At 67.5% G+C, this 19077-nt stretch carries 18 protein-coding genes and 1 pseudogene; 7 read left to right on the top strand and 12 right to left on the bottom strand.

The features are described from left to right. Nucleotides 1-94: 94 nt before the first annotated feature. The 9 genes and pseudogenes from ACXAD2_RS25340 to ACXAD2_RS25300 form a co-directional block, all read right to left on the bottom strand. Nucleotides 95-574: a hypothetical protein gene (locus tag ACXAD2_RS25340; RefSeq protein WP_066109854.1), complete on the bottom strand. Its 480-nt coding sequence runs from the start codon at nucleotides 572-574 to the stop codon at nucleotides 95-97. 3 nt (nucleotides 575-577) lie between these two features. Continuing rightward, nucleotides 578-1393, bottom strand: coding sequence for a DUF3100 domain-containing protein (locus ACXAD2_RS25335; RefSeq protein WP_066109851.1), 816 nt, complete (start codon nucleotides 1391-1393; stop codon nucleotides 578-580). Between the two features lie 102 nt (nucleotides 1394-1495). Further along, complete coding sequence (locus ACXAD2_RS25330; protein ID WP_475176786.1) at nucleotides 1496-3031, bottom strand: aldehyde dehydrogenase family protein; 1536 nt, start codon at nucleotides 3029-3031, stop codon at nucleotides 1496-1498. After that, a pseudogene (locus ACXAD2_RS25325) lies at nucleotides 3031-3960 on the bottom strand (NAD(P)-dependent oxidoreductase); the annotation flags it as partial. The pseudogene ACXAD2_RS25325 and the gene ACXAD2_RS25330, both read right to left, overlap by 1 nt. A 110-nt stretch (nucleotides 3961-4070) precedes the next feature. Beyond that, nucleotides 4071-4979, bottom strand: coding sequence for a LysR family transcriptional regulator (locus ACXAD2_RS25320; RefSeq protein WP_475176784.1), 909 nt, complete (start codon nucleotides 4977-4979; stop codon nucleotides 4071-4073). Between the two features lie 10 nt (nucleotides 4980-4989). Next, nucleotides 4990-6129, bottom strand: coding sequence for a M20 aminoacylase family protein (locus ACXAD2_RS25315; protein ID WP_066109839.1), 1140 nt, complete (start codon nucleotides 6127-6129; stop codon nucleotides 4990-4992). Nucleotides 6130-6138: 9 nt separating this feature from the next. After that, nucleotides 6139-7035 carry a VOC family protein gene (locus tag ACXAD2_RS25310; protein WP_475176781.1) on the bottom strand — a complete coding sequence of 299 codons (897 nt, stop codon included), beginning with the start codon at nucleotides 7033-7035 and terminating at the stop codon, nucleotides 6139-6141. Further along, entirely contained in the window at nucleotides 7032-7814 is a 783-nt protein-coding gene (locus ACXAD2_RS25305; protein ID WP_475176778.1) for a serine O-acetyltransferase, read from the bottom strand. Before ACXAD2_RS25305 ends, ACXAD2_RS25310 begins: the two co-directional genes overlap by 4 nt. A gap of 171 nt (nucleotides 7815-7985) precedes the next feature. Continuing rightward, nucleotides 7986-8834, bottom strand: a complete 849-nt coding sequence (locus ACXAD2_RS25300; RefSeq protein WP_475176774.1) for a LysR family transcriptional regulator — start codon at nucleotides 8832-8834, stop codon at nucleotides 7986-7988. Between the two features lie 103 nt (nucleotides 8835-8937). Between ACXAD2_RS25300 and ACXAD2_RS25295 the strand changes: the two genes are divergently transcribed. From ACXAD2_RS25295 to ACXAD2_RS25280, 4 genes are all read left to right on the top strand, one after another. Further along, nucleotides 8938-9537, top strand: coding sequence for an amino acid synthesis family protein (locus tag ACXAD2_RS25295; RefSeq protein ID WP_224904604.1), 600 nt, complete (start codon nucleotides 8938-8940; stop codon nucleotides 9535-9537). Then, nucleotides 9509-10288: an alpha/beta fold hydrolase gene (locus ACXAD2_RS25290; protein WP_475176772.1), complete on the top strand. Its 780-nt coding sequence runs from the start codon at nucleotides 9509-9511 to the stop codon at nucleotides 10286-10288. The genes ACXAD2_RS25295 and ACXAD2_RS25290 overlap by 29 nt, the downstream gene beginning before the upstream one ends. A 65-nt stretch (nucleotides 10289-10353) precedes the next feature. Further along, the gene (locus ACXAD2_RS25285) at nucleotides 10354-11388 is read left to right on the top strand and encodes an LLM class flavin-dependent oxidoreductase (protein WP_475176769.1); all 1035 of its coding nucleotides are present in this window, start codon (nucleotides 10354-10356) and stop codon (nucleotides 11386-11388) included. Between the two features lie 9 nt (nucleotides 11389-11397). Then, on the top strand, nucleotides 11398-12876 hold the full coding sequence (locus ACXAD2_RS25280; protein ID WP_475176765.1) for an aldehyde dehydrogenase: 1479 nt from the start codon (nucleotides 11398-11400) through the stop codon (nucleotides 12874-12876). A gap of 191 nt (nucleotides 12877-13067) precedes the next feature. Here ACXAD2_RS25280 and map read toward each other — a convergent pair whose 3' ends face one another. Then, on the bottom strand, nucleotides 13068-13895 hold the full coding sequence (gene map, locus ACXAD2_RS25275) for a type I methionyl aminopeptidase (RefSeq protein WP_475176762.1): 828 nt from the start codon (nucleotides 13893-13895) through the stop codon (nucleotides 13068-13070). A 174-nt stretch (nucleotides 13896-14069) separates the two neighbouring features. Here map and ACXAD2_RS25270 point away from each other — a divergent pair, with 174 nt between their 5' ends. Beyond that, the gene (locus ACXAD2_RS25270; protein WP_475176758.1) at nucleotides 14070-14990 is read left to right on the top strand and encodes a mechanosensitive ion channel family protein; all 921 of its coding nucleotides are present in this window, start codon (nucleotides 14070-14072) and stop codon (nucleotides 14988-14990) included. Nucleotides 14991-15083: 93 nt separating this feature from the next. On the opposite strand, the gene sfsA is transcribed toward ACXAD2_RS25270, so the two are convergent. Beyond that, nucleotides 15084-15803 (bottom strand): DNA/RNA nuclease SfsA, encoded by a 720-nt coding sequence (gene sfsA, locus ACXAD2_RS25265; protein WP_475176756.1) that lies wholly within the window; start codon nucleotides 15801-15803, stop codon nucleotides 15084-15086. Nucleotides 15804-15926: 123 nt separating this feature from the next. Here sfsA and ACXAD2_RS25260 point away from each other — a divergent pair, with 123 nt between their 5' ends. After that, nucleotides 15927-17120 carry a CaiB/BaiF CoA transferase family protein gene (locus ACXAD2_RS25260; RefSeq protein WP_475176752.1) on the top strand — a complete coding sequence of 398 codons (1194 nt, stop codon included), beginning with the start codon at nucleotides 15927-15929 and terminating at the stop codon, nucleotides 17118-17120. Continuing rightward, nucleotides 17117-18220 (top strand): extracellular solute-binding protein, encoded by a 1104-nt coding sequence (locus ACXAD2_RS25255; RefSeq protein ID WP_475176748.1) that lies wholly within the window; start codon nucleotides 17117-17119, stop codon nucleotides 18218-18220. Before ACXAD2_RS25260 ends, ACXAD2_RS25255 begins: the two co-directional genes overlap by 4 nt. Before the next feature lie 6 nt (nucleotides 18221-18226). Here ACXAD2_RS25255 and ACXAD2_RS25250 read toward each other — a convergent pair whose 3' ends face one another. Further along, complete coding sequence (locus tag ACXAD2_RS25250; protein WP_475176744.1) at nucleotides 18227-19072, bottom strand: amidohydrolase family protein; 846 nt, start codon at nucleotides 19070-19072, stop codon at nucleotides 18227-18229. Nucleotides 19073-19077 lie beyond the last annotated feature (5 nt).

The raw sequence follows: 19077 nt of genomic DNA, 5'->3' as shown, positions 1-19077 counted from the left end.
ACCGGGGCAAAACAAAGCCCCCTCACCGTCGCCGGCGAGGGGGCAGGTTCCACGGGCCGGGGATGCGCGGCCCGTGGTGGGGATCAGGGAGCGATCAGAGGAAGGCCTGCGCCACCATGGCCGAGCCCACATAGGTGCCGGTCATCACCAGCACGGCGACCACGGCGATCTTCCAGCCAGAGGTCTTGGCGATCTCGATCTCACGCTTGGCAATCGCGATGCCAGCATAGGCGAGGCAGGGCGTGGCCAGCGTCAGGAAGTTCACGTGGCTCACCTTGTCGAGGATCCACGCGCTGCCCGGCGTCCAAGGCATGGTGGCAAGGATGCCCACGGCAGAGATCCACGCCACCGAGGGCAGCTTGAACGGCACGAATTTGGTCAGCACCATGCCGATCATGCACATCACCCACAGAATGATCAGGCCAACCAGCCCCTGCGGCACGGTGTTCTCGGTCGCCACGGTGTTGCCCACCAGCGCGATCACGCAGACCACCGCCAGCGCCGCGGCATGGGCCCCGAGGCCGAGCTTCGGCTCTTCGGTCAGGTCGATGTCGTCGGTACGGATATCGCTCATGGCTCAGGCTCCGGCTTTGGTGGGCTCTTTGCGGCCCAGCAGGTCATAGAGTTTCTCGGTCAGCGGCAGCGCCACGAAGACGCAGAGGTAAAGACCGGTGGCATAGGTCAGCACGTTCGACGCACCAGCAAGCGCGAGGATCTGCTCTTCCATATCCGGCACCGCATGCACCAGCGCGCCCGAGCAGGCCGCCATCATGCTGCCCGATCCGATACCGCAGGCCATGGCCAGCGCTTCGATCGAGAACGCCCCCGAGGTGGCAAGGATCGAGGCGAGAATGGCAAAGATGAAGGTGCCGAAAAGCGTGCCGATCACATAGACGCCCATGACGCCCGCGCCCTCTTGGCTCTTGAGGCCGTATTTGTCGGCGATGATTGCGATGTTGGGCTCACGCGCCACCGAGAAGCAGGCACCGATCGCCTCGCGGCCCATGCGCAGCACCAGCACCGCAACCGGGAAGGCCAGCACGATGGTGCCAAGGTTGCCCAGTTCCTGCAGCACGAGCGCGGGACCGGCGGCGATGATCTTGTCCATCGACGGGCCGATGATCGTGCCGAACTTGGCGATGAAGGGCATGATTGCGATGACGATCAGCGGCGAGGCGGCATGCACCTGCCGGTCGCGGATCAGCGCGCGCGCGCCCGAGATGACGTTGGGGTTGATCAGCAGCCCCAGCACAAAGGCGTAAAGCAGCGGCAGCAGCAGGATCGAGCCGATGCCGATGGGCACGGCGATGACCCCGATCAACTCGGCGATCACGGTGATGACCAGCACGCTGACATGCAGCCGCCAGTCCAGAAGAATGTCTTTGATTGGCATGAGGGGACCTCTCTGTTGACGCCCCCCATTCGGGGTGACGCATTGGCCGGGACCGGGCGCCTACCCGGTCCGCGGCAAAAGTTGAAGGGCAATCGCTCCGGATCAGCCCGGCGCGTAGCCAAAGCCCTGCGCGGGGTTTTCAGCGGTCTCGACCCAGACGGATTTGGTCTGGGTGTAGGCGGCCAGCGCCTCGCGGCCCGACGAGCGGCCATAGCCCGAGCGCCCGAAACCGCCAAAGGGCGACATGACGTTGATCGTCTTGTAGCTGTTGACCCAGAAGGTCCCCGCCCGGACCTGCGCCGCCATGCGATGCGCCCGGCCCACGTCTTGCGTCCAGACAGCACCGGCAAGGCCATAAGGCGTGGCATTGGCCAGAGCGATGGCCTCTTCCTCGGTGTCGAAGGGCAGCACCGAAACCACCGGGCCAAAGACTTCCGCATTGGCGATGGTCATCTGCGGGGTCACCTGATCCACCACGGTCGGCGCAAAGAAGTAGCCGCCGCTGGCCGCCAGCGATGCGGGCTTGGCACCGCCGCTGGTGATCTCGGCACCCTGCGCCGCCGCCTCGCGCACCATCTCGTCGATCTTCGACCATTGCCGCTGGTTGTTCACCGGGCCGATCTGCGTCGCCGGATCCATCGGCGCGCCGACGGGGATATTGCCAGCCGCAACGCTCAGCTTTTCAACCATTTGCGCGTGCACCGACCGATGCACCAGCAGGCGCGAGCCCGCCACGCAGCTTTGACCGCAGGAGGCGAAGATCGCCGCCTGAGCGCCTACCACGGCACGGTCGATGTCCGCATCGCCAAAGACGATGTTGGCCGATTTGCCGCCCAGTTCCAGCACCGAGGGCACCAGCCGCTTCGCCGCCGCGCCCGCGATCTTGGAGCCCGCCTCGGCGGATCCGACAAAGACCACCAGCGCCGTCGCCTCGTTCTCGATCATGGCCTGACCCGAGCCCGGCCCGTCGCCTGCGATGACATTGACGAGGCCTTTGGGCGCGCCCGCCTTCTCGCACAGGATCCCAACCACGATGGACGACAGCGGCGTCAGTTCCGAGGGCTTGATCATCACGCCGTTGCCCGCGCAGATCGCCGGGGCGACCTGCCAGCAGCAGGTGAAGAGCGGCGCGTTCCACGGCGTGATCTGGCTGACCACCCCGAGCGGCTCGTGCCGGGTGTAGTTGAGATGGGTCGATGGCACCGGGATCACGTCGCCGGTGATCTTGTCACACCAGCCCGCGTAATATTCGAACATCTCGGCCATACGCGCGGGCTCGCCGGTGGTGTCGCGGATCGGACGGCCCGAGGACAGCGCCTCAAGCTCCGACAGCGCGGCGGCATTGGCGCGCAACTGGCGACCGATCTCGAACATGATGCGCCCGCGCTCCGAGGCGGTCTTGGCGAACCACTCTTTCTGCGCGCGTGTCGCGGCCTCGGCGGCCTGCGCCACCACATCCGCCCCGGCGTCCTTGTAGCGGGCGAAGACCTCGCCGGTCGCGGGATCGGTCAGCTCAAGCGCATGCCCGGTGCCCGGCACCAGCGCGCCGCCCACATAAGATTGCACCTCGGAGGAGCCGGTGAGACCCTTCAGCAGTTCAGCCACGCGGGCCGCGGTATCGACCATGTCTTTGGCCATCACATCTTCTCCTTCTGGGTCAGGCGATCCACCGCGGGATCGCCCATATGCATGAAATCATCGCCGTCGGTCAGGCCCGAGTTCTCCTCGGCCCAGAGGTCCGCCACCAGATCGGCGACCGGCATGGCAACCCCGCGGCGCTCGGCCAGTTCGCGGGCCAGCCGCACGTCCTTGCGCATCAGCCCGGTGCTGAAGCCGCTGTCGAAGCTGCGCGGCAGCACCCAGTTAGGGAAATGGATCTCCGAGAGCGCGCTGCGCCCGGTGGCCGAGTTGATCACCCGCAGCGCGTCCTCTGCGCCAACGCCCGCCGCCTCGGCGAGCCGCAGCGCCTCGAGCGTGGTGACCATGTGGCTCGCGACCAGCATATTGTTGACCAGCTTGGCGACATTGCCGGCGCCGCTGGGGCCGACGTGCAGGATCTTGCCCGCCATCGCCTCGAGCGCGGGCATCGCTTCGGCCACCCAGACCTCGTCGCCGCCGAGCATCACCGAAAGCTGCCCCGCCGCCGCGCCCGCAGGCCCGCCGCTGACCGGCGCATCAAGAAAGCCGTGCCCCTCGGGCGCCAGCATCGCCGAGAGCTTGCGACTGACCTCCGCCTCGGAGGTCGAGGTGTCGATGATCACCTTGGGGGCCGCGCCCTTTTCGAGCAGTCCCGCGCCGCCTGCAGCCGCGATCACTGCCTCCACATGCGCCGCCGTGGGCAGCGAGAGCACGATCACATCCGCCGAGGCAAAGACCTCTTCGGGGCTGGCCTTGGGTGCGATGCCCGCCTCGCGGGCGCGCTCCTGAGCCGCCGGAGCGGGGTCATAGCCCGAAACGTCAAAGCCTGCCCGCACAAGGCTCGACGCCATGCCAAAGCCCATCGCCCCTAGGCCGATCACCCCGGCTTGTTTGCCTGTCTGTGCTGCCATGTGATCTCCTGTCGTTGTCCGTTGCCAGCCCCTTTGGGCCGGTGCTTCGGAAAACTATCAGGAGCGAAAGCGTTCTCAGGAAGACTTGGATCAAGCACATCGCGTTGCTTTGAGAGCAACGCGACAGCTCAGGCGCGGAAGGCCACCATCCGGTCCGACAGAAAGCTCGCCACCAGTTCCACCGATTTCGGCAGGCGCCGCCGGGCGCGCACCAGAAGATGCGTGCTGACCTGATGCAGCGATGGCTCGTCGAGGTCGACCACCGCAAGATCGCCGCGATCCGCCTGAATTGACGCGGAAAACCGGGGCAGAAAGGTCACGCCCATGCCTGCACTGACGTAGCGGATCAGCAGCGCGATCGAGGCGGTTTCCACATGCACCCGCAGCGCCAGCCCCCGGTCGGCGGCCACCTGCCCGACGAGGTGGCGAATGGCGTGGCGGGCGTCGAGCATGGCCACCGGCTGCTCCAGCACTTCGGCAAGCGAGACGCTCTTGCGCGCGGCCAATGGTGAATTTCTGGGCACCACCGCGCAGAGCGGCTGCCGCCCGACGGCGACTGAACGCGTCGCCTCGGTCACCAGCGGGTTGTAGGCGATGCCGATATCCGCCTCGCCCTCGATCACCCGGCGTTGCAACTCATCGGTGCCCGCGTGGTCGATGCTGAAGCGGATCTGCGGCTGCAGGCGGCTGAGGTCCGACAGGCCGTTCTCCATAAGATCAGCGGTGAAGCCCTCGCCAAGCGCGATCCGAACGGTCTGGCTGCGCCCGTCGCGGTAGCGCCCGATCTGGTCGAGCAGAAAGGTCTGCTCGTCCTGCAGGTGCAACGCGTGTTCCCGCAGCAGCTCGCCAGCCTCGGTCACCGTGACCCCTTTCGAGCTGCGCTCGAAGAGGCTCACCCCCAGCCGCGTCTCGGCGTCGGCGATCTTGCGCGAGATCGCCGAGGGCACGACGTTCAGCCGCTCCGCCGCGCGCCGGATCGATCCCTCCTGCGCGACCGCGAGGAACTCGCGCAGGAAGCGGCTGTCGAAGGCGTCCATCGGCGCGGCCTTACCCGGCGGTGGCGCGGCGGGCGAGCCGCACCCAGTATTCCGCCCCGGCGGGCAGCACAGCGTCGTTGAAGTCGAACTTGGCCGAATGCAGCCCGGGGTTCTCGCCCTCGCGCGCCGCACCAAGCCAGAGGTAGGCGCCCGGCACCTCGTTCAGCATGAAGGCGAAATCCTCGGAGGCCATGCTCGGGCCGACCATGGTGGTGTCGAGCCCCATCTCAGCCGCCACCTCGCGCGCCAGCGTGGCCTCGGGCGCGCTGTTGAGCGTGGCCGGGTAGCGGCGCTGATAGTCGACATTGGCGGTGCAGCCCTGCGCCGCCGCCTCCGAATCCGCGATGCGGCGCAGGCGTTCTTCGATGATGTCACCCGCCTCGGCCCCGAACCAGCGGCAGGTGCCGCTCAGCACCGCGCGGTCGGGGCAGACGTTGTAGGCCGAGCCGCTGTGGATCTGCGTCACCGACACCACCCCCGGCTCCAGCGGCGAGAGCGCGCGGGCCGGGATCTCCTGCAGCGCGGCGGCTGTGCGCCCGGCGGCGGCGATCACCCCGTCGGATTGCTCGGGCATGGCGCCATGGCCACCCTTGCCCCGGATCTCGATGTCGAAGACCGAGAAAGCTGCCATCATCTTGTCATCGCGCGCCACGAAGCGCCCCGGCGCCAGCCCCGGCCAATTGTGGATGCCAAACACCTTGTCGAGCGGGAACTGCTTGAGCAGACCATCCTCGATCATCACCCGTGCGCCGCCTTCGCTTTCCTCGGCGGGCTGGAAGATCAGCGTCACGGTGCCCTGCTCCACGCCCTCCTCGGCGATCTTGCGCGCGGCGAGCAGCAGCATGGCCGTGTGACCGTCGTGGCCGCAGGCGTGCATCTTGCCGGGCACGGTCGAGGCATAGGCCGCGCCGGTCGCTTCCTCGATGGGCAGCGCGTCGATATCGGCGCGCAGGCCGATCACCGGCGCGCCCTGCCCCATCTGCGCGACAACGCCGGTGCCCGCGAGCCCGCGGTGCACCCGCCAGCCCCAGCCGGTCAGCAACCCGGCGATCATCTCGGAGGTGCGGTGCTCTTCGAAGCCAAGCTCGGGGTGGCGGTGCAGATCGTGACGCCAGCCGATGGCCTCTTCGATGTGGTCGGTGTCGAACATGCGGTCTCCTTAGGGCGCCTCGGGCGCCTCCTGAAATGTGAGAAGGATGCCGCCCAGCCGGGCGACGTCGGTCAGGACAAGCGCGCCCGAAACCTCGCGATAGGCAAAATCGCCACGGTCGAGGTAAGGGCGGACGCGGTCCAGAGAAGAGCAGCCAAGGTCGAGCGAGATCACCGAGGGCGCACCATCCGGTGCCAGCGCCTCGGGCAGCGGGCCAAAGAGCACCCGCGCGGCATCGCGGCTGACCACGCGCCAAAGACCCTTGCCGGTGGCCACCTCGAACCCCCAGCCGGTGTCGCGCAGCGCCTCGGAGCCGTGCAGCGTGGTCAGCCAGTCGCGCACCGCGGGCTGATCCGCTGGCGCGGCGAGGATGGTGGCCGAGACGAACCCATGCGCGCCATTGGGGTGGTCCATCCACTTGGGGAACTCGATGAGATCGCGGCGGTGCTGCTGACAGGCGAACATCGTCAGGCGCGGCAGGCCGGACCGGGTGAAGATCTTCAGCGTCGTCGCGGTGCGGTCGGGCGTGCCATCGTCGCGCACCACGTCGCGCCCGAACTCGATGGTGCCCGCGCAGGTCCCGCCGCGCGCCACCACCGCCGCCTCATCCGCCGCCGCATCGCTTGAGTTGAGCGCCGAGAGCGGCACCCCCTCGCGCTCGCCCAGCCCCTGCTGCACGTGGCGGCCAAAGCGAAACTCTCCGGCCGGGTAGCCGTCCAGCAGGTTCTCGTCACCGATCCCCACCAGCTCCAGCAACTGGTTGCGGAAGATCACCAGCGCCGTCGACGTCCCCCAAGGGTGCATTCCCGGCGGCTTCATCAGGAAACCGAGCGACAGGTAAGTCTCGCGGGTCTTGGCCAGATCGCGCACACAAACCAACGGGTGGTCGATCCCCAGAGAGGTCATTCCGCATCCCCTTTCAGCTTTGCCAGCGGCACGAACCCCGCGAAACGCCCGGCACCCCGGTCGGTGCCGCGCGGGCCGGTGACCACATGACCGGGCGGCACATCCTTGGTCACGATCGCCCCGGCAGCCACGGTCGCCCCGGCGCCCACCTCGACCGGCCCGAGGATCAGCGCGCCCGCCCCGACCACCGCGCCGCGGCGCAGCTTCGGGTGTCGCCCATCGCCCATGTCGACAAAATTCGAGCCCAGCGTGACCCCGTGCCAGAGGCTGACGTCCTCTTCGATCACCACCGTTTGCCCGATCACCAGCCCGATGCCGTGATCGAACCACACGCCGCGCCCAATGTCGGCCTGCGGCCAGATCTCGACCGAGAGCGCGCGGGTGAACTGGCCCTTCACCGCCAGCGCAAGCTCCTCGCGCCCGGCCAGCCAGAGCGCCCGGCTCACCCGGTAGGACAGCAGCGCGTGATAGCCATTGGCAAAGAGCAACACCCGCGGCGCGCCGCCGGGCTGCGCGTCACGTGTTGCCGTGACCAGCAGATCGTCGAGCGCGGTCTCCAACAGCTCCGCGTCATGGCGAAACAGCTCCACCGCCAGCCCGCGCAGCCATGCCCGCGCCATGCCCTCGGGCAGGCAGGCCGCAAGCGCGGCGGCCATCAGTTCGGGCAGATCGGTCACCTCTCCCGCCTCGATCCCCAGCAGCACCGACAGGCCCGGCTCGGCAGCAAGCAGGTCTCGGGTCTCGGGCAGAAGGGACGTCTGCAGGGGATTTGCGGTCATGGGGCCTCGCGCGGGTCTCGGTGGCTGGCGCAAAGCTGCCCCGAGGAGGGTGCTGCGCACAAGAGCAGAATTGCCTCCGCCGTGTTGCCCTGAGAAGAACACCCGGCAGCGCCGTCGTGCACACGCCGAGGCCCAGCGAGGCGGCGGGGCGCAAACCGCACAGACGGATGCTCAGCCCTCGGCCATCCGCGCCTTCAGCCATGCACCGAAGGTCCGCGCCGCGGGCACCTGTTCGCGTACCGCGATGAAATAGCCCTCGCGCGCGGCGATCGTCCCGGCGTGCGCGGGCACCAATTGCCCCGAGCTGAGCGCGTCGCGCCCCAAGAGCGCGCTGACCAGCGCCACTCCGGCGCCGCCCACCGCCAGTTGCAGCGCCATGCCGTAGGAATTGACGTAGTGACTGGGGCGCAGATCGCTCAGCCCATGCGCCGCGCCGAACGCATCCCAGCCCACCGAGGTGCCGACCAACTCGATCAGCGGCAGCGCCTCCAGAGGACCAGTCAGCGCCGGCGACTTCAGCGCCATCAACTCGCTCGGCTCAAGCGGCAGCGCGCTTTGCCCGACCTGCCGCTGCGAGCCGAAGCGAATCTCCACATCTGCCATGGCGCTTTGGAAATCATCGGGCCAGATGGCGCTGACAAAGCGGATGCGGATGGTCGGATGGCGGCGCTGGAAATCGGCAAGATGCGGCGCGATCACCCAATGCGCCATGCTCACCGAACTGGCGACGGTCAGCAGCTCTTCCTCGGGGGCCACGTCGAAGGCCAGCGTCGCGGTCTGCAGTATCTCGAGCGCCGAGCCCACCTGCGGCATCAGCTTGCGCCCGGCGTCGGTGAGCGCCAGCCCTCGCGGCTTGCGGGTGAAGAGCGGCGCGCCGAGACGGGTCTCGAGCGCTTTGATCTGCTGGCTCACAGCCGATTGCGTCATGCCGAGTTCCTCGGCGGCGGCGGTGAAACTGAGGTGCCGCGCCGACGCCTCGAAGGCACGGAACCAGCCGACCGGGGGCAAGGCGCGGGGCATGCATCACTCCATTAGCATAACTAATGGATAAGCCCCGGATTTCCGCGTTTGTCAAACGGCACCTCGGCCACGCATCACTGTATGAGCGAACAGGAGTGAGTGAATGCAGCCGGAAATTCGGAAAATCGTGACTTATGACGAAGAGGTGCTGATCGAAGGGTTTCGCCCCGCCGACACGCCGTGGCGCATGTTCGCCGTGGCCGCCGTGGTGCGCAATCCATGGGCCGGGCGCTACGTCGAGGACCTTAAGCCCGAGATCCACGCCTACGGCCCGGTGCTGGGCGAGATGATGACCCAGCGGATGATCGACCTTGCAGGCAGCGGCGCGGCGATCGAGGCCTATGGCAAGGCGGCGGTTGTCGGGCTGAATGGCGAGATCGAGCACGCCTCGGGCCTCATACACACGCTGCGCTTTGGCAATCACTACCGGCAGGCGGTGGAGGCCAAGAGCTACCTCGCCTTCACCAACACCCGCGGCGGAGCCAATGCGCCGATCATGGTGCCGCTGATGGACAAGAACGATGCCGGGCGGCGCTCGCACTATCTGACAATCCAGTTCGCCATCCCCGACGCGCCGCGCGACGACGAGATCGTCGTGGTGCTTGGCGCGGCCACCGGCGGGCGTCCGCATCACCGCATCGGCGATCGCTATCAGGATCTGAAGGACCTCGGCCATGATCTGGACAACCCGGCCGCGGTCTGACCTCGGCGGCGGTCTGGCGGGGATCGAGGCGGGGTCTGCGGGCCCGCGCGTGCTGCTGATCCACGGCGTCGGCCTGCGGGCCGAGGCATGGGGCGCGCAACTTGAGGCGCTTGCGCAGCACTGCCGCGTCACGGCGGTGGACATGCCGGGCCATGGCGAAAGCACTCTGGCCGGAGAAAGCGCGCTGGCGGATTACGCCGGTCGGATCGCGGCACTGCTGGACGGGCCAGCGCTGATCGCCGGGCATTCGATGGGGGCAATGATCGCCGCCGAGATCGCCCGGCAGGTGCCGGAGAGGGTCAGCGCCCTCGCCTGCCTCAACGCAATCTACCGGCGCTCGGACGAGGCGAAACAGGCCGTCGCAGCGCGCGCCGCGCAGCTGGACGGGCTCCGCATCGCCGACCCCGAGCCGACGCTGAGCCGCTGGTTCGAGGATGCCGAGACGCCCGCTCGCGCCGCCTGCCGCGACTGGCTGACCGGCGGCGACCCCGAGGGCTATCGCGCCGCCTACCGGGTGTTCGCCGCCGAGGACGGACCACGCGATCACACGCTGCGCAGCCTCAGCTGCCCGGCGCTCTTCATGACCGGCGGGCGCGAGCCCAACTCCACCCCGGCGATGACGCAGGCGATGGCGGCGCTGGTGCCGCAGGGCCGCGCCGTGGTCCTGCCGGACGCCGCCCACATGATGCCGATGACCCATGCCGATGCGGTCACCGCCGAGCTGCTGCGCCTGATCCCGGCGCAGGGCTGAGCCAATGCCGCCCGTGCCAATTCGGCGCGGGCCAACCCAAAACCCCCAACGCGAGGAGCCGAGCAATGGAGTTTTCCCTCTTTGCCCATATGGAACGCCTAACCCCGGACCAGCCGCATGAGGTGCTGCACGAGGAGTTCATTTCGCTGTGCAAGATGGCCGACGAGGGCGGCATGCGGGCGATCTGGACCGGCGAGCATCACGGCATGGAATTCACCATTGCCCCCAACCCGTTTCTGTCGATTGTCGATCTGGCGCATCACACCAAACACGTGCGCCTCGGCACCGGCACGGTGATCGCCCCTTTCTGGCATCCGATCCGGCTCGCCGGAGAGGCGGCGGCCACCGACATGATCACCGGCGGGCGGTTGGAGCTTGGCATCGCCCGCGGCGCCTATAGCTATGAGTATGAACGGATGATGCCCGGGCTCGACGCGGCGCAGGCAGGCGCACGGATGCGCGAGAGCGCGCCGCTGTTGCGCCCGCTCTGGTCCGGCGACTGCGCGCATGAGGGGGCATATTACAGCTTTCCGACCACCACCGCCGTGCCCAAAGCCGCGCAGGCGGGCGGCCCGCCGATCTGGATCGCCGCGCGCGAAGAAGCCAGCCACAGCTTCGGCGTCGAGAATGGCTTCAATATTCAGGTCACGCCGCTGTGGCAGGGCATGGAGGCGATCACCACGCTCAAGCAGCGCTTTGACGATGCCCGCGCGCAGAGCCCCGGAAAAACCCCGAAAATCATGCTGCTGCACCACACCTATGTGGGCCGCGACGACGCGGATGTGGCGCAGGCGGCACAGGAAATCTCACGCTATTACTGCTATTTCGGCGCGTGGTTCCAGAACAAGCGTCCCGTCCGCAACGGTCTGATCGAGGCGCTCAGCGACGAAGAGATCGCGGGCAACAACATGATGGCGCCCGAGAACCTGCTGCGCGATCTGACTATCGGCACCAAGCAGGAGGTGATCGACCGCCTGCGGCGCTACGAGGACATGGGCTATGACGAGTTCTCCTTCTGGATCGACACCGGCATGACCCATCAGCGCAAGCGCGACTCCCTCGCCCGTTTTCTCGACGACGTTCTGCCCGCCTTTGCCTGAGGACCTCCCATGACCGACCTTCCCCATTATCCGCTCTACATCGACGGCGCCTTCTGCGAGGGCAGCGCCGCGCAGGTGATGCGCTCACAAAACCCTGCCAGCGGCGAAGACTGGGCGAGCTTTGCCTGCGCCGCGCCTCGCGATGTGGATCGCGCCGTCTGTGCCGCGCGGCGGGCGCTTGATGCGCCCGAATGGCGCGACCTCAGCCAGACCGCGCGCGGCAAACTGCTCTACCGGCTGGCCGAACTGGTCGAGGCCAATGCGCAGGTGCTCGGGCGGCTGGAGACCACCGACAGCGGCAAACTTCTGGCCGAGACCGCCAGCCAGACCGCCTATGTTGCCGATTATTACCGCTATTACGCGGGGCTCGCCGATAAGATCGAGGGCGCGGTGCTGCCCATCGACAAGCCCGACATGCATGTCTTCACGAAGCCCCTGCCGATCGGCGTGGTTGCCGCCGTGGTGCCGTGGAACGCGCAGATGTTCCTTACCGCCACAAAGCTCGGCCCAGCACTAGCGGCAGGCTGCACGGTGGTGCTGAAGGCGTCCGAGGTGGCGCCAGTGCCGATGCTGGAGTTCGCCCGGTTGATCCACGAGGCGGGCTTTCCGCCGGGCGTGGTCTCGGTGATCACCGGCGATGCCAAGGGCTGCGCCATCCCGCTCACCAGTCATCCTGACGTGGACCGCATCGCCTTCACCGGCGGGCCAGACACCGCCCGCCATGTGATCCGCAACTCGGCCGAGAATTTCGCGGTCACCACGCTGGAACTGGGCGGCAAATCCCCGATCCTCGTCTTCGAGGATGCCGACCTCGATGGCGCGGCCAATGCGCTGATCGCAGGCAATTTCGGGGCCTCGGGGCAAAGCTGCGTGGCGGGCTCGCGCGGTCTGGTGCAGCGGAGCATCTTTGAGGCGCTGGTGGCCAAGATCACCGAGAAGGCGCAGGGCATCACCGTCGGCGATCCTCTGGACGCGAGCAGCCACATGGGGCCGCTCTGCACGCGGGCGCAGGTGGATCTGATCGCGAAGACGCTGAGCGAGGCACAGGCGCAGGGCGCGATCCTCCGCTTCGGCGGCGCTGCGCTGGCGCGCGCGGGCAATTACATGGCGCCGACGCTGGTGGAATGCGCCTCGCCCGAGACCGCGACGCTGACCACCGAGATGTTCGGCCCGGTCATGTCGCTGCTGCCTTTCGACACCGAGGAAGAGGCCATCGCGCTGGCCAACGACAGCCTCTACGGGCTGGGCTCGGGGGTGTTCACGCAGAACCTCGCCCGCGCGCACCGGGTCTCGGGGCGGTTGCGGGCTGGTATCTGCTGGGTGAACACCTACCGGGCGATCTCGCCCATCGCGCCCTTCGGTGGCTTTGGCAATTCCGGCTACGGGCGCGAGGCGGGGATGGAGGCCATCAAGGACTACACGCGCACCCGCACCACATGGATCAACACCTCGGCAGAGCCCATGGCGAACCCCTTCGTGATGCGGTGAGACAAGAGCCGGGCGAGCGCTGGCCCGTGGGGTGGCGCTGCAACTTTCGAGATCTGCGCTTTACCCCGGCCAAGTCCGAATGCCTTCAATCCGCAGCGCAAGAATGACAAGCGCCAGCCCGCCGGGACGGGCCAGCGCTCGCCCGGCGGCTTCGCCTTGATTCCGGGCGAGTTGAGAAAAGGCGCGTTCTATCAGCCCCAGGTCGGGTGGAACTTGCCGCCCGGCGAGAGGGTGAAGATATCGACCCCATCGGCGGTCACGCCAACCGAATGCTCGAACTGCGCCGAGAGCGATTTATCGCGGGTCACCGCGGTCCAGTCGTCGGCCAGCACCTTGGTCTCGGGACGGCCAAGGTTCACCATCGGCTCGATGGTGAAGAACATGCCCTCTTCGAGCACCGGGCCCGAGCCCGCGCGACCGTAGTGCAGCACGTTGGGCGCGGCGTGGAACACCCGGCCCAGACCATGGCCGCAGAAATCGCGCACCACCGACATGCGCTGCGCCTCGACGTAGCTCTGGATGGCATGGCCGATGTCGCCGAACGTGTTGCCCGGCTTGACCGCCTCGATGCCCAGCATCAGCAAATCGTGGGTCACCTGAATCAGCCGCTCGGCCTTGCGCGAGAGCTTTCCGGCCACATACATCCGGCTGGTGTCGCCGTACCAGCCATCGACGATGACCGTCACGTCGACGTTGAGAATATCGCCGTCCTTCAGCTTCTTCTCGCCCGGAATGCCGTGGCAGACCACGTGGTTGATCGAGATGCAGCTGGCGTGCTGATAGCCCTTGTAGCCGATCGTCGCCGAGGTCGCGCCCGCCTCTTCCACCAAAGTGCGGATGAAATCGTCGATCGCCCCGGTCGTCTGGCCCGGATAGACCAGCGGCGCGAGGTCGTCGAGAATGCGCGCGGCAAGCTCGCCGGCCTTATGCATGCCAGCAAAATCGCCGGTTTCGTGAATGCGGATGCCGTCGCGGGTGAGACGGCCGCTCGTGTCATTTCGCAAGACGGGGCGCTCCATGGGTCTCTTCCCTTCAATACTTAATGCGTGTTGTGCTGCATTGCCAGAGGATGGCAGGGGAACGCAATGCCGCGCGGGCGCGTTATGCACGGCGCCCCGCCGCTGCGCCCACTGGCACGGCATAACGTGATGATAAGACGCGCACAGACGCGAGAAAAGGGATAACGAGGGACGATGGACAGCATCAACGAAGTACTCAACACCGAGATCTACAACGGCACGTCGCTGTCGGACGTGTTCACCTTGGATTATCTGGCGCAGATGCTGGGCAATGTGGTGGCGGCGATCGTGCTGCTGCTGATCGGCCTCTTTATTGGCCGCTGGGTCAAGGGCCGGATCACCGCCATGGCGGCGCGAAGCCCGAAGCTCGACGACACGCTGTTCAACTTCCTTGGCAATATCGCGCGCTATACGGTGCTGATCTTCACGGTGCTGATCGTGCTCAACACCTTCGGCGTGCAGACCACCTCGATCATCGCCGCGCTGGGTGCTGCGGGCCTCGCCATCGGGCTTGCGCTGCAGGGCACGCTGTCGAATGTCGCCGCCGGGGTGATGATCATCATCTTCCGCCCGATCAAGCTGGGGGATTTCATCTCGGTAGCCGGGCAGTCGGGCACGGTGAAGGACATCACGCTCAACACCACCGAACTGGCCAGCATCGGCAACTCGCAGATCATCATCCCGAACTCCGAGGTCTGGGGCAATGTGATCGAGAACTATTCGGTCTACGACACCCGCCGCGCCGAGTGGACCTTTGGCGTCGGCTATGGTGCCAATCTCGCGCAGGCCGAGCAGGTGATCCGCGACACGATCATGGGCGACGCCCGCTCGATGAACGAGCCTGCGCCCTTTATTCAGGTCAACAACCTCAACGACAGCTCGGTCGATTTTCTGGTGCGCGTCTGGGTCGCGAGCGGCGATTACTTCCAGTATCAGGCCGATATGAAGCGCAAGGTCAAAGAAGCGCTGGATGCCAATGGCGTCGACATCCCCTTCCCGACCCGCACGCTGCATATCTCGAATGATGAGGGCGAGGACGCAGGCGAGAAGAGTGAAAATCAGGGCGGTGAAATGCCCAAGTCACAGCTCGTCTGAGCCCGAACCCGTGGATGGGGGCGCTGCCCCCGTCCGCGCCTGCGCGCGGCCTCCCCCGGGATATTTCGATCTAGACGAAGACCATTGTCCTGCTCAGGGCGCGCGGAACGGCAGAGGTGCGGCGAGGCTGATCCCCTCGGGGCTGATGTCGCAGCCCATGGTCAGCACCTCGACACCCGCCGCATGCGCCGCAGCGAAGGCGCGCGCGTAAGCCGGGTCGATGTCTGCGGCCAGCGTCACCTCGCGCGCATCGGTGCGCTGCACAAGATAGAGCATCACCGCGCGATGCCCCTGCGCCACCATCTGGCGCAACTCGCCCAGATGCTTGGTGCCGCGCGCGGTGACGCTGTCGGGAAACTCGGCCAGACCCGGCTGGCGCGACAGGGTCACCGATTTCACCTCGACATAGCAATCCGGGCGGCCCGGACCTGAGAGCAGGAAATCGATCCTGCTCTTTTCACCGTATTTCACCTCGGGCCGGACGGTCTCATAGCCCTCGAGCCCCGGCACCTGCCCCGCCTCGAGCCCGGCGCGCAGCACCCGGTTGGCCGCACCCGTATCGACGCCCGTGAAGGCACCGGCGAAGACGCCGCTCTCATGCTCCAAGAGCCGCCACGCGAATTTGAGCTTGCGCTTGGGATCGTCGTTCGGCTCCAGCCAGACCTTCGCGCCCGGATCGGCAAGCCCCAGCATGCTGCCGGGATTGGCCACATGGGCGGTGATCTCGCGCCCGTCGGGCAGCGCGCAATCGGCCAGAAAGCGTTTGTAGCGGCGCAGCAGGCGGGCGGGGATGAGCGGTGTGTCGTAACGCATGGAGGCCGTCATAGCATGCCGCTTGAGCGGGGCAAGCGCCGCGCGGCGCAATGGGCTTGACGGAAGCCCCCCGCAGCAGTCATTCATATGTGGAGACATCTTTCACAGAAGAATGAGAGCGCCATGACCGCCACACCCCCGCCCACAGAGACATCGAGCCCCGCGCAGGTGGCGCCGGAGCGGCCGCTGGACGGGCTGCTGGTGGTCGATTTGAGCCAGTTTCTCTCGGGGCCCTATTGCTCGCTGCGGCTGGCGGACCTCGGCGCGCGGGTGATCAAGATCGAGCGCGCGGGCGCCGGGGATCTGTCGCGGCACCTCTATCTGTCGGACACGGAGATCGGCGGCAACTCGACGATCTTTCACGCCATCAACCGCGGCAAAGAGAGCCTTGCGCTCGACCTCAAGGACCCCGCCGATCTTGCCGCACTGCGCAAGCTGGTGAGCAAAGCCGACGTGATGATCCAGAACTTCCGCCCCGGCGTCGCGGCGCGCATCGGGGTGGGCTGGGAGGAGATGCATGCGCTCAACCCTCGGCTCGTCTATGGCTCGATCTCGGGCTATGGCGACGATGGGCCTTGGGTGAAATTCCCCGGACAGGACCTGCTGGCGCAGGCGCGTTCAGGGCTGATGTGGCTCACCGGCGACGCCGCGCAGGGGCCGGTGCCCATGGGGCTGGCGGTGGGCGATATGTTCGCCGGCGTGGCGCTGTCGCAGGGCATTCTGGCGGCGCTGGTGCGGCGCGGCATCGACGGCATCGGGCGGCACGTCGAGACCAGCCTGCTGGAGGCGCTGGTCGATCTGCAGTTCGAAGTGCTGACCACATGGCTCAACGACGGGCGGCGCATGCCGCAGCGCTCGGAGATCAACGGCGCGCATGCCTATCTTGGCGCGCCTTACGGCGTCTATGCCGCGAAGGATGGTCATCTGGCGCTGGCGATGACCCCGCTGGACCGGCTCGCCGAGCTGATGGACCTGCCGGATCTGGCCGGGCGCCCGCCGCGCGACGCTTTCTCTGCCCGCGACGCCATAAAGACCCGGATCGCCGAGCGCGTGGCCGAAAAGACCGTCGCCGAGTGGCTGGCGATCCTGCAGCCCGCCGACATCTGGTGCTCGGAGGTGCTCGACTGGTCGGGGCTGATGGCGGCCGAGGCGTTCAAGCGGCTCGACCTGCTGCAGACCGTCACCCGCGACGACGGCGTGCGCATCGACACCACCCGCGCCCCGCTCACCATCAACGGCTGCCGCCCGCAGACCGCGCAGGCGGCGCCGCGGGTCGGCGAACACTCACGCCTCATCCGGGAGGAATTCGGACTATGATCACCCTCAAGGGCATGACCTGGGATCATCCGCGCGGCTACGACCCGCTTGCCGCGCTGTCACAGGAGTGGGAGGCCGCGCAGGGCGTGCGCATCACGTGGGATCGCCGCTCGCTGCAGGATTTCGAAAGCTACCCGGTGCTGGATCTGGCCAAGGCCTACGACCTGATCATCATCGACCATCCGCATGTCGGGCAGATCACTCAGGAAGGCTGCCTCGTGCCGCTGCCGGAGGCCCCCGAGATCGCGCAAGGCTCGCTGGGCCATTCGTTCGAGAGCTACACATGGGACGGCCAGCAATGGGCGTGGCCGGTGGATGCCGCCGCGCAGGTGCAGGCGGTGCGGCCCGATCTTTGCGCGCCGGTGGCGGATTGGGACGCGGTGATGCCGCTCGCCGCCGAGGGCCGGGTGATGATCCCGCTGCGCCCGCCGCATGTGCTGATGAGTTTCTACACGCTCTGCGCCAACCTCGGGCACCCGTGCCGCATCACGCAGGACGCGCCGTTCGTGGATCGCGCCGGAGGGCGGGACGCGCTGGCGCTGCTGCGGGATCTGGCGCAGCGGGTTGATCCGGCCTGTTACGAGATGGACCCAATCGAAGTGCTGGCGCATATGGCGCAAAGCGACCGCATCGCCTGCGCGCCGCTGATCTATGGCTACATCAGCTACGCGCTGCCGGGCGCCAAGCCGCACCGCGTGACCTTCCACGACATCCCCGAGGCCGCGCCCGGCGCTGGACCGAAAGGCAGCGCGCTCGGGGGCACCGGGCTGGCCGTCTCGGCCTTTGGCCAGCACCCCGAGGCGGCCATCGCCTTTGCCCGCCATGCGGCGGGGCCCGAGGCGCAGGCGGGGCTCTGGGCCAGCGCGGGCGGTCAGGCCGGGCACCGCGATGCATGGACTTCGGCAGAGGTCGACGCGGGCGCGGGCAGTTTCTATTCGGGCACGCTGGCAACGCTGGATGCGGCGTGGATGCGGCCCCGGCACGATGGGTACATGCCGTTCCAGCAGGCGGCCTCCGAGCGGCTCAACGCGGCGCTGAAGGACGGGGAGTTCGAGGCCGCCATGGACGACCTCGACCAGCTTTTCGCCGCGACCTTCTGAGCCCGCTCAAAGCTTCCAGATGCGCGCCGCGTTGCCCTTGTAGAGCGCGGCGCGCTCATCCCCGCTCCACCCGGAGACGATCGCCCTTGTGGCCGCCACCCAAGTGGAGAGCCCGCCGCCCAAGGTGCAGACCGGCCAGTCGCCGCCCCAGCAGATGCGATCCGACCCAAAGGTCTGGGCGGTGTGTTCGACCCAGCGGCGCAACTCGTCCAGCGTCCAGTCCTCGCCGCCATAGGCGATCACGCCCGAGATCTTGGCGCTGACGTTCGGACGCCGCGCGAGATCCGTGAGCGCCTCCGCCCATGGCTCCCAGCCACCCCCGGCGATATCCGGAACGCCGCAATGATCGAGCACGAAGCGCACATTCGGCGCGGCGTCCGCCAATTCGATGGCAAGCGACAACTGACGTGCCAAGACGCAGAGGTCGAACGGGAGGTCCTTGTCGGCCAGCAGGCGCAGGTTCGCGCGGAAGGTCTCGGTCTGCGACAGCGCGTCGGGCACCACATGCAGCGGACGGCGGAACCCCACCACCAGCGACCGGGACGTCGCGCGGTCGAGGAACTCCGGGAAATCCTCTGCCTCGGGGCGGCAGGCGGCGATCACCCCTAAGAGCGGAAAGACCCCCGCCTGCGCAACCTCCTCGAGCCACTGCGTCTCGGCCTCGATCTGCGCGTCAGCGACATCCACCTCCATGTGCAGCGCGCCGGTGATGCCGAGGCGCCGCGCCTCCTGCGCATAGGTCTCGAGCGGCCAGTCGCGGTCGAGCGCCGGGGCACCCGACAACCATGGGTACTCCAGCCGCGCTCGGTTCACGAGATGCAGATGGCTGTCCAGGATCGCATCGTCCGACATGAAGT

The organism is Salipiger sp. ABN3_019, assembly GCF_056158605.1.
Note: the sequence above shows the minus strand (reverse complement) of the source record. Positions and strands in the feature narration are given on the sequence as shown.